Source organism: Bacteroidota bacterium, from assembly GCA_030017895.1.
Lineage (GTDB): Bacteria > Bacteroidota > Ignavibacteria > UBA10030 > BY39 > JASEGV01.
Map to the genome: position 1 here is coordinate 1 of JASEGV010000085.1, position 11383 is coordinate 11383.

Below are 11383 nucleotides of genomic sequence, written 5' to 3' on the forward strand. Positions count from 1 at the left end.
CCTGCAAAAACTGATTCATCAATTCAGTATTCTCGCCATTGAGTTCTAAATTCTGTTGAGTCATCCACAACTCGTAAAAGGCTGATTTAACCTTCATAATTATTTCAACTGATTTTTCGTTGTAAATTTGTTGAGCTCGGTTAGCTTCAATTTCTGCCATCTTCGTTTCAGTCGAAATTTTAGAAGGAAAGCGAATCATCTGCATCAACTCAACATTCGCCCGCATTGCTTCGTTTGGATTCAAACTCTCCATCTCCATTAGTCTAAAAGTCAATTCAGGATTATCGAGTGAACGCATTTGCTGAATCTTTGCTTCTGCTGCTTTAACAGCTTCAGAATACGCATGTAGTTCAAAATTGTTCACAAGCGCGTCATCAATCAGTTGGTCTAAAATAAGTTTCGGCTTCTCTTGCGCGATTAAATTTAATTGTAAGAAAATGAGTAATAACCAAATTATGGTTTTCATATTTTACCTGTTATAAATGATTCAAAGATTCTAAATAAAAATAGCTAATTCTCTTTCAGCGAACAAACAAAATAAGTAATTAAGTTTTGTCCTCTCAAAGCGAATTAGTGTTTGAGATTTAGAAATTTAAATAAGTAGGGAAGAAAATAAAATTGGTATGTCTTTGTAAGAAGGAGGAGAGTGGATGCCAGTTAAAAATATTTTTGAGCTATATTGAAAATCAATCCTTGGGGAAGAATGAAGTCCGCATATGGCGGTTGGAGTAATGGAGTATTGGAGCTTTGTTGCTTCATCTTTTTGTGCTTGGAGAAACTCACTTGTATTCCGATCTGCTACTATAACTGTTTTACAGCAGGAGTATTGCATCGAGTTAAATTGTATCTGCTCATCTTGTTTTGTTTCGGGATGGCACATATCGCAATCAGAGCTTGAGTAGGTATTCATCATCTCGCAGTAGTGGAGGACAACCGGTAAACCGATATTAAATACAACAAATATAGCAGTAAATCCGATAATGAGGGAGATATGTAATTTATTTCGTGCCATTTGTTTAAGTAAACATACGAATAGTAAGTAAAAGTTCCAAATATTTATTTATACATGAATATTATTATCATTAAAAAAAAAAGAAAAACAATGTATCGGACAATCGAGGATTTCATTAAAGTCTGGAAATACCAGGATGAGTCAACAGACAAGATGTTAAGATACTAAAAAGATTCGTTGCTGTCCTTTTAAGCTCCAGAAAACGGTCGTCGGTAATCAGGAACATATTAAAATATTTTTTATTACATAAAAAAACATAAACATAAAAATTATTTAAAATAAAGGAAACCTAACATCAAATCCTTTACCTTCGTATAATGATAGTCTTGACTTTATTCGTTTTGAGATCATCCGGAATGCCAATAATATAGATAAAATTGCGGGAGGAATGACCATTATAATTTCTAATATATTTCCGTTAATTATTGGAATTAGTATTAATGCTAATAACATAATAGACAATAAAATAAATATTGGAAAGGACCACCAATCATTCATACGAATGAAAGATATTAAACAAACAGCGGTGAGAAATATCCGATAGTGGATGGAAATTTCTACAATCCATTGGAACATCTCAAATGTCACTTTCTTTTTCCTTTCTCTTTGATAATTTTCGTTGTTTTATTGCTCCGATTAATGCAAAAACACCCCCCAATATTATTCCAAAATACGCTCCGATGTTTGCAATAGTTGATAAAATATCAATGTCTTTAATAACTGTAAGCCAAAGTAAATACCATGATAGCGTTAACATAAAATACCCCGCCCACTCTCCTAAAGATACTTTCCTATACATTATTATGAAAATGATGTATGGCAGAATTAATAAAAATATTAAAATTAATTTAAGCATATATAAATTGCACAATATTAATTACTTACTACCCAATAAACCTTCTATACATCTTGCAAGAGAAATTGCAGCTGCAGCCAGACCAATCATTGCCCAAATGCAAAAAATTATTGTTGCACATATTGCAAGTCCGATAATAGCCCCTATATATGCTAATCCTTGTAAAATACATTCCCACAAGGTTTTAAAAACTGTAATTGGCTCATCAGCATCTTCGGCAACTGTTGCAACGAGGTTAGCAACATTAGTGGTGTTTAAAACATTCTGTAGATTTTTTAAAGATTCTGAAAATTCTTTGACATCAGAGGATTGTTTAATGATTCTTAAAAGACCTTCAAAAGGTCCAAGTTCTTTATTTTTAATCAATCTTTCAATATCACCCTTAGTAATTGTAGAACGATGTTCGTTTCCATTATAATTTACTGTTATCTCTTGTGAATTTACAGGATTCTTAATGTCTTGAAAAAGATGCTGAACCGATAACAAATTTTCGCCTAGAGAAAAATTGAATTTAAAACCATCTCTTAAATATTTTGCGGCAAAATTTAACTCCCCATATTCAGACATCAAACTTCCTTCAAATTCTTCACGATTAGTTAAAAAATTTTCAATATTTATTGTTAATGTTGTTTCAGAGCGTAATTGAGCTTTGTAAGGCCCAATTTTGTTGAACTGTGCCATATTTCCTCCAAATTATTATTTTTTATCAGTCATTCTATTAAAATAGTTAAATCAGTTCCGACTTGATCCCGAAACAAGCCTGCCCTGCCAGTAGGGCAGGGGTTCAAGCCATCTTCAACTCATCTGCCTGAATAAACATACGAAACAGGAATAAAAGTTCCAAATTGTTTTTATATTCAAATATTCTTATCATTCAATCAAAAAAGGAGATAACAATGTATCGGACAATTGAAGATTTTAGTAAAGTGTGGAAATACGAAAGCGAGGGGACTGCGAAAACATTAAAATACTTAACCAATTCTTCGCTGCCAATTAAAGTTACGGAAGATGGCAGGTCGTTGGGCTTTCTTGCTTGGCATATTGTGTTAACATTAGGAGAGATGGGCGGACATATGGGGCTAAGTGTTAATGCGCCATCGGAAAATTCAGAAGAACCTAAAGAAATAGAAAAAATAATTTCTACTTATGAATTAGCTGCCAAATCGTTGGAAGTCGATGTTCAAACAAAGTGGAACGATGCGATGTTACTTGAAGTGATTGAGATGTACGGCGAAAAGTGGCGCCGAGGAGATGCTCTCTCATCTTTAATCAGACACGAAATACACCACCGCGCTCAAATGACAGTCCTGATGCGACAAGCCGGGTTAAAAGTCCCTGGCATCTACGGCCCTGCCAAGGAAGAATGGGCTGATATCGGGATGCCGGTACAAAAATGATTTGAGAAATAGTTATTAGTTTATGGTTCTCTGTTTTAGTTCAATTGTTAGTGGTTATAGTTTAAGAGTATTATCGGAACAACATTGAAAAGCATCACAAACCATCAACCAAAAACTAAAACAAGTAACTATCAACTATAACTAAAAACTGTCAACCAATAACCAAATCAATCTGCTTAATACAAATGAACAAAATCATTATTTTTCTCTTTATATTTTTTACAATCCCCAACATTATCTTCTCTCAAAATAATCCGTCAATAAGACGAATTGATTGGGAAAGCGTACACACCATCACAGTTACCGGTATCGATGCTCTCTACAATTTTAAGTTCAAGGAAGCTGAAGAAAAGTTTGATGAAGTGATAAAAATAGCACCAGCCGACCCACGCGGACATTTTTTTAAAGCGATGATTTATCACTACCGATATACATTTTTGAGAATCCGCACTGACTTTGATAAGTTTATTCAATTATCGGATAATGTAATTGATGCAGCGGAAAAAGTTCTGGATAAAGATAATAATAATTCAAACGCTATGTTTTATTTAGGTGGGATTTATGGTTATAGAGGAATTGTTCGATCGCAAGAAAATCAAATTGTAAGGGCAGTGTGGGATGGAAGGAAAGGTTATAGTTATTTAGAAGACGCGATTGAAGCGAATTTGAATAATCACGATGCCGAAATGGGCTTAGGGATGTTCAATTATTTTGTATCACGGATTCCAAGTTCGTTCAGATGGATGATAAAAATTATGGGCTTCAATGGTGACAGGCAAAAAGGTTTGGAACAGTTAGAGCGTGCGGCTGCAAAAGGTATTTACGCAAATAACGAAGCTAAGTGGTGGCTATCGCAATTTTATGTAGCCGAAGAACAGCCTGAAAAAGCGTTTAAATTTTTAAACGAACTTGCTGCCAAATACACACAGAATCCGTTTTACCTTCAACGCTACGGAAATATTCTGCTCTATTGGTTGCGGCGTGCAGATGATGCAATCGGCGTACTAAAGAAAGCTATCACAATTCAAAATACTGAAGCTGAACGGTCCATCGCGTCAAGCCACAGTTCGCTCGGCGATGCGTACAGGTATAAAAATAATTTTGATGAAGCCATTCAATGGTATAAGAAATATTTAAACTCGATAAATATAGATTCTTCTTCAAAAGAAAACGCGTATTATCGGATAGGTTTTTGCTACGAAATTTCAGGAGATAGAACCACGGCTATCCAGTATTATCAGAGTGCCGGGAAGAACACCGATGCACAAGAAAGAATTAAAGCACCGTTGAGTTATGCAGATATCATTTTAACCAAAATATCGAATAACTTTGAAGCCGGTGATTATCAGGAGGTTATTAAATCGGCGAATGAGTTGATGACAATCAGCTCGCTGAATGAAGACCAGCGTGGTGAAAAATATTTCAGAATAGGACGCGCTTATTTTGAGTTGGGTAATTTTGATAAAGCGATTGAGATGTTCGATATTGTATTGCAAATTGAAAAGTTCAAACAAAATTGGATTTTACCTAACACACATTACCGGCTCGGTTTAGCACTGTTGAAAGTTGGAGAAAAAAAGAAAGCAAAGCAGGAATTCGAAACTGCTTTAAAATTCAAGGACTACACCGGCGAGAGAAGAATAAAGTTCGGAATTGAAAGCGAGTTGGATAAGTTATGAACTTTGAGCATAGAGCTTTGAGAACGGTGCTAAGAGCAATGAGCGGGGAGTAAGGCGATTTTAGAATACCACAAACGTATAAAGCGCTTCAACCACTATAAATATTCATGATATTTTAAAAATCTAATGAAACATACTCATCAAATCGCGTATATTATGGTATGATAAAAATTACCAACATCACAAAACAATTTCAAACCGTAACTGCGCTGGAGAATATCTCGTTTACCATCAATAAACAAGAATTCTTCGGGCTTCTCGGTCCAAATGGCGCTGGTAAAACCACACTTATGAATCTGCTCGTCGGTTACTTCGACTCTGACAGCGGGGTGATTGAGATTGCCAGTGAACGTGTAACCCGTGATAACCTGCACACGCGAAAAAACATCGGTTTAGTGCCACAGTCGCTTGCTCTTTACGACGATATTTCTGCTGAGGATAACCTTAAAATATTTGGAAGTTTCTTTCACATCGCCAAAAATGAACTCGTGATAAGAATAAAAGAAATGCTCGAATCTGTTCAGCTTTATGATCGCCGAAAAGATAAAGTAAAAACTTTTTCGGGTGGAATGAAACGTCGTTTGAATATGATTGCGAGCTTATTGCATGATCCTCCCTTAATTTTATGCGACGAACCGACGGTAGGTATAGACCCTCAATCGCGAAACGCAATTTTCGATTACCTGACAATGTTGAACCAGCAGGGTAAAACGATTGTTTATACTACACACTACATGGAAGAAGCGGAAAGATTATGCAACCGAATCGCCATTATCGATCAAGGCAAAATAATTGCTGAAGGATCGCTCGATAAATTATTGGAACAATTGCATTACGATGATACGATATCAATAATTAAGAACCAATCGACTATAGCTAATATGCACATCTTAAAAAGTTTTGGCGATTTGATAGATGTGAACGAACACTTTGAGCTGAAACCCAAACAAGGATTTTTATTATCTGAGTTTTATTCAATGTTAGAAAAGTATGAGATCGGTTATAAGTTTATCGAGACAAAAAGACCATCTCTTGAGTCGCTGTTTCTGCATCTGACAGGAAGGAGATTACGAGATTGAAAACCATCTATAAACTAATAATAAAAGAATATAAATTGTTGCTTTCCGACCGGCTTGGCATGACGCTGACGTTTATCATACCGTTGGCACTTATTTTTATATGGGGACTTGTATTCGGAAAGATCGGTTCGGGTTCACAAAAATTACGCTTGGCATTTGTAAACTCGAGTGATGCACCCATTTCCAGAAAAATTGAAAGGGCATTAGACTCATCGAAAACATTTGTTCTTCTTAAATCATACGAAGATGAAAATGGCAAACAAATCAAATTCGACACAAGCAGTGTACAAGATTATGTTAAGCGGGGCAGGATTTCAGCAGCATTAGTGATTCCGGTTGATGCATATACCGATACATCTTCGGGTTTGAAACTGAAATTCTATTATGACCCGAAAAACGAGATCGAAATGCAGTTAATGCAGGGAGTTCTTCAGCAAACAATTATGTCGGAAATCCCGGATTTGTTTTTGCAGGGTATGCAAAGGCAGGCAATAAAATATTTAGGCACCGATTCGGGAAAAGCTTTCAACGAAGCGATTGCCGGTACTGTAAGAAAATATTTTAAAATCGATCCGAAGTGGATAAAGATTCCATCGCTAAGTGATACGAACAATTTAGGCGGAAGTGATAAAAAAGAAAGAAATAAATTTTTTCAAAACATTCTTCAACTCGAACAAATTCAACTTGTAGGTCGCGATATCGCTAATCCATGGGCAACAAGAAATGTGGGCGGGTGGGCAATGATGTTTTTGTTGTTCACGCTTACTGCGACATCATCTTCGTTGTTCGATGAGAAAAAAAGTGGTGTGATTCTCAGAATCCTTGCATCGCCGATTTCCCGCGTTCAGATTCTGTGGAGTAAATATCTGTTCAATATGTCTCTCGGATTCATCCAGTTGAGTGTTTTATTCCTCGGTGGATCGTTATTGTACAAGATCAATATCTTTTCAAATATTTTCAATTTGGTTCTTATAATAGCTGCAGCGGTAATCGCATGCACAGCTTTCGGTATGCTTCTAGCGGCAGTCAGCAGAACTGCAGCGCAAGCAAACGGGTTAGGAATGTTTCTCATTTTAGCGATGAGCTCGATTGGTGGAGCTTGGTTCCCGACTGCCTTTATGCCCGACTTTATACAGACAATCAGCAAGGGAACAATCGTATATTGGGCGATGGATGGAATCCAGCAGGTTTTATGGCGCGGCGTCGGAACAGTGGAAATAGTTCCGAACATTGCTATCCTATTAGGTATTGCAATACTCATTACGTGTGTGAGTATTTGGCAATTTAAAAAGGGACATGTATTTTAATTACCTGCTCTAAGTCATATTATTATTTTGGCTTGGAGTTTTGATTGAATTCTCTTTCCATCATTTCAGCAGGGGGTCAATATTTATATCCAAGTTTCCTACCAATTTTTCAATCCGGTCTAATGTTGGTTTTCTATCTATGGAAATAGAGTATTTATTGTTGACAATCAAGACGAAAAAAGCTATATTTTGAGTATGAAACGAGAACTATGTCCAAAACGATAAACCCCGTCCTTATTGCCGCACGTGAACTATCCGTTCGCTTCGGTGAGCAGGTTGTTTTGAACAACGCAACAATGAGCGTTCATCAAGCTGATAGAATCGGATTGATCGGAAACAATGGTTCAGGTAAATCGACACTTTTAAAGATTATTGCAGGTATGATGGAACCGGATTCAGGAACGGTAACGCGACGGAGAAACATCATGATAGGATACCTCTCACAAGACTTACAACTCGACTCTGCTTTATCGGTGTACGAAAATATTTTGGAGGGAGCGCATGATGTTATCGAGATTCTAAGGGAATACGAGTCGCTTCCTGTTACATCAGAAAAACGGCATCTTCTTGAGGCACACATTCATCACCGGGACGGATGGAATCTGGAAAATAGGATTGAAACAGTAATGCATTCTCTGAATGCGCCTGAGAAGGATCGTGATATTACGACTCTCTCAGGTGGTGAAAAACGCCGTGTGGCTTTGTGCAAAGCAATTATCTCACGTCCCGATCTCCTCATACTCGACGAACCGACAAATCATCTCGATACACAATCGATAGAGTGGATGGAGGAATTTTTGGAAAAATACTCCGGTGCATGTCTCTTTGTTACGCACGATAGATATTTTCTCGATTCTATTGCGACCCGGATTATCGAGCTTACGAATGGCGTCTGTTACTCTCACACAGGTAATTACACCGACTTTATGCTTGATAAAGTTGAGCGTGAGTCGCAATTAGAAACGGAAGAAAGGAAGAGGAACCGTTTCTTGCTCAGGGAACTTGAATGGGTGCGCAAGGGACCACGGGCACGGAGAACCAAGTCGAAAAGCCGGCTCAGTAAATATTTTGAAGAGGTTGATAAGAAAGGGTATGAGCCAGATGCGGAAGTTGAACTGATTATTCCACATGCATCGGTTCTTGGCTCCAAAATTATGAACTTAAAGAATGTCGGGATTGAGCTTGGCGGTAAAAAACTATTTAGTAAAGTGGACTTCAATTTCGACAGAAAGAGGAAGTTGGGCATCATCGGTCACAACGGTTTAGGCAAAACCACGCTATTGAAAATCATACTCGGGGAATTGCGCCCAACAGAAGGCCATGCTGAAATAGGTGATAGAACAATCTTTAACTACATCGATCAATCGCGTTTGGCGTTGAACGATGAGAACACAGTCTTGCAGGAAATTGGAGAAGGTAATGAGTGGATTATCTTTGGCGAAGAACGTCTGACTGTGTGGAAATATCTGCGGCGGTTTCTGTTTGCCGATGACAGAATGCAGACGAAAGTCGGCAAACTCTCAGGCGAGGAGCGAAGCCGGCTCTTATTAGCAAAGATACTGAAAAATGGCGGTAATTTCCTGATCTTAGACGAACCGACAAATGATCTCGACCTGGCAACACTACGCATCCTCGAAGAAGCACTCTCGTCATTCGATGGATGTGTCGTCGTGGTGAGTCATGATAGGTACTTTCTGAATCGCGTTTGCAATGGTATTCTTGCCTTTGAAGGAGACGGCTATGTGCATTTCAGTGAAGGTGATTACGACTATTACCTTGAGAAACGTAACGCCAGGTTTGCAGAAAAAGAAGCGCAGTTGAACATGACAAAAGAGCACGATACAAAATTGAAACCACAGACCAAAAAGCCGGTAAAGAAATTAACATGGAAAGAAGCCAAGGAGTTGGAGGCAATTGAGAAAGACATTGTCCTCGCAGAACAGGAAGTAGAACGCATCGAAGCAATTTTCTCTTCAAACGATTTTTACGATAAGCATGGGGAGCATACTGTACAATTGACCGAGGAACTTACCTCGGCGAAGGAACAAATAGAGCGCCTCTATGTCCGATGGCATGAGCTTGAAGAATTACGGGCTGGGATGCAGTAAGCAATAAGCACGGAGCGATGAACAATTAGTCCCATAGAACGGGATAAACTTCGAGCAGAGAGTGAAGAGGGAGTGTGAAAAATAGTCAGTCAAGTGTTTATCCGTACCTGCACGCCGTAGTGCTATTATGCGTTTCGGCACGCAGGTATGTTTTATATTCTGAAATTGACATGTAAATAATAATTCATATTATTTTTGTTTAGCAGATTTTAAATATTTTTTTAAACCATTCTTTTCTAACTTTTTAGCTTTGAGAAGTACTGTCTTCTTTATTTTGTTTTTATATGCAGCAATATTTTTCCTGAGTATTGGATATTTAATTCCCAAAATTTCTACAGCTAAAAGAGCGGCATTCTTCGAATTATTTATTGCTACAGTAGCAACAGGAATTCCCTCGGGCATCTGAACAATTGAGAGGAGGGAGTCGAGACCCTTCAACCATCGCGTGCAGATTGGAACACCAATCACAGGTAGCGTCGAGATTGAAGCGGTCATTCCGGGAAGATGCGCCGAGCCGCCTGCTCCCGCTATGATAACCTGAATGCCGCGTTTCTCAGCGGTTTTTGCATATTTATATAAACGGTCGGGCGTGCGATGTGCCGAAACAATTGTAATCTCGTATTCAATTTTGAAACTCTTCAGCACATTTGCCGCTTCCTGCATAACAGGCAAATCCGAATCGCTTCCCATCATTATTCCTACCAATATCTTTTTCATTTTTTACTCTGTTTTTATTTTTAAAATTGATTTTATTTTTTCAGCTTGTTGAATTGCAACTTCTAAATTATTATTCAATATCGTTACGTGTCCCATCTTTCGGAATGGTGAAGTAGTTTCTTTCCCATAAAAATGAAACGATAAACCGGGAATACTAAGTGCTTCGTTCAATCCTTCGATTATAGGTTTTCCTTTGTAATTTTCTTCGCCTAATAAATTAAGCATCACAGCCGGCGAAAGGAGATCGGTTGAACCGAGAGGTAAGCCGGTAATTGCCCGAATGTGTTGTTCGAATTGGCAAGTTGCCGATGCTTCGATCGTGTAATGACCGGAGTTGTGCGGACGAGGTGCAATTTCGTTTACGTAAATATTTTCGCCTGCGAGGAACATCTCGACTCCGAATATCCCGACACCATCAAGCGCCTCGACCGACTTCACTGCAATCTGTGTTGCTTTCTTGGCAATATGATTTTCAATTCGTGCGGGTGCAAATATAAGGTCACATATATTAGCACGCTTATCGAATATCATTTCAACGACAGGATAAGTTTTTATTTCTCCCGATGTGCTGCGTGCTACCATAATTGCTAACTCTTTATCGAAATTTATCAACTCCTCAACCATCGATTCAGTCTGAATAGCGTTTTGTAAGTCGGATTTATTTTTCATAACTACTACACCCCTGCCGTCGTATCCGCCTTTGCGGGCTTTCTGAACGAACGGGAATTTCATCCGTGAAAGTGATTCTGAAGATTCAACATTCTGAAATTTCGGAATGGGGATTCCGTTTTCAGATAAAACTTCCTTCTGCCGCAATTTGTCCTGTATTATTTCTAACAAATATGGCGAAGGAAAAATATTATGTCCGGCATCGGAAAGTGTTTTTAATGTTTCTGTATCTATATGCTCAATGTCGAATGTTGTTACATCGCTTTGTTCAACGAGTTGCGTGATTTTTTCCTTGTCGTAAAAACTCCCGACGATTAATTCATCGGCAATTGCAGTTGCAGGGCATTTTGCTGATGGATCTAAAACGGAGATATGGAAGCCCATCTTCTTGGCTTTTTGGGCCATCATTTTTCCAAGCTGCCCACCGCCAATAATTCCGATTTTCATTAATGGATACTTATGTTGTTTCATTTATTTAAATATAATATTCTAAATTGAATTATGTAACTGAAGTTACGCAAAAGAGTCATTCTGATCCCGCTCGTAGAGCGGGAGAAGA

At 38.1% G+C, this 11383-nt stretch carries 11 protein-coding genes; 5 read left to right on the plus strand and 6 right to left on the minus strand.

The genetic code is table 11. The annotated features are described in order from the left end of the window. The 4 genes from QME58_12520 to QME58_12535 all read right to left on the minus strand — a co-directional run. Positions 1–466 (minus strand): TolC family protein (locus QME58_12520; protein MDI6804647.1); only part of this gene is annotated, 466 nt, incomplete at its 3' end. Between the two features lie 126 nt (positions 467–592). Next, the gene (locus tag QME58_12525; GenBank protein ID MDI6804648.1) at positions 593–1012 is read right to left on the minus strand and encodes a hypothetical protein; all 420 of its coding nucleotides are present in this window, start codon (positions 1010–1012) and stop codon (positions 593–595) included. 577 nt (positions 1013–1589) lie between these two features. After that, a complete protein-coding gene (locus tag QME58_12530; protein MDI6804649.1) occupies positions 1590–1769 on the minus strand; it encodes a hypothetical protein in 180 nt (59 codons plus the stop codon). Positions 1770–1889: 120 nt separating this feature from the next. Further along, complete coding sequence (locus QME58_12535; protein ID MDI6804650.1) at positions 1890–2549, minus strand: hypothetical protein; 660 nt, start codon at positions 2547–2549, stop codon at positions 1890–1892. A 215-nt stretch (positions 2550–2764) separates the two neighbouring features. Here QME58_12535 and QME58_12540 point away from each other — a divergent pair, with 215 nt between their 5' ends. From QME58_12540 to QME58_12560, 5 genes are all read left to right on the plus strand, one after another. Beyond that, positions 2765–3265 carry a DinB family protein gene (locus QME58_12540; protein MDI6804651.1) on the plus strand — a complete coding sequence of 167 codons (501 nt, stop codon included), beginning with the start codon at positions 2765–2767 and terminating at the stop codon, positions 3263–3265. Positions 3266–3450: 185 nt separating this feature from the next. Continuing rightward, a complete protein-coding gene (locus QME58_12545; protein MDI6804652.1) occupies positions 3451–4944 on the plus strand; it encodes a DUF3808 domain-containing protein in 1494 nt (497 codons plus the stop codon). A gap of 161 nt (positions 4945–5105) precedes the next feature. Then, positions 5106–6023, plus strand: a complete 918-nt coding sequence (locus QME58_12550; protein ID MDI6804653.1) for an ABC transporter ATP-binding protein — start codon at positions 5106–5108, stop codon at positions 6021–6023. Further along, complete coding sequence (locus QME58_12555) at positions 6020–7330, plus strand: ABC transporter permease (protein ID MDI6804654.1); 1311 nt, start codon at positions 6020–6022, stop codon at positions 7328–7330. The genes QME58_12550 and QME58_12555 overlap by 4 nt, the downstream gene beginning before the upstream one ends. A 209-nt stretch (positions 7331–7539) precedes the next feature. Further along, on the plus strand, positions 7540–9438 hold the full coding sequence (locus QME58_12560) for an ABC-F family ATP-binding cassette domain-containing protein (GenBank protein MDI6804655.1): 1899 nt from the start codon (positions 7540–7542) through the stop codon (positions 9436–9438). Positions 9439–9627: 189 nt separating this feature from the next. Here the strand turns inward: QME58_12560 and purE are convergent, their stop codons facing one another. Beyond that, positions 9628–10155, minus strand: coding sequence for a 5-(carboxyamino)imidazole ribonucleotide mutase (gene purE / locus QME58_12565; GenBank protein ID MDI6804656.1), 528 nt, complete (start codon positions 10153–10155; stop codon positions 9628–9630). Positions 10156–10158: 3 nt separating this feature from the next. After that, positions 10159–11295, minus strand: a complete 1137-nt coding sequence (locus QME58_12570; GenBank protein ID MDI6804657.1) for a 5-(carboxyamino)imidazole ribonucleotide synthase — start codon at positions 11293–11295, stop codon at positions 10159–10161. Positions 11296–11383: the final 88 nt, after the last annotated feature.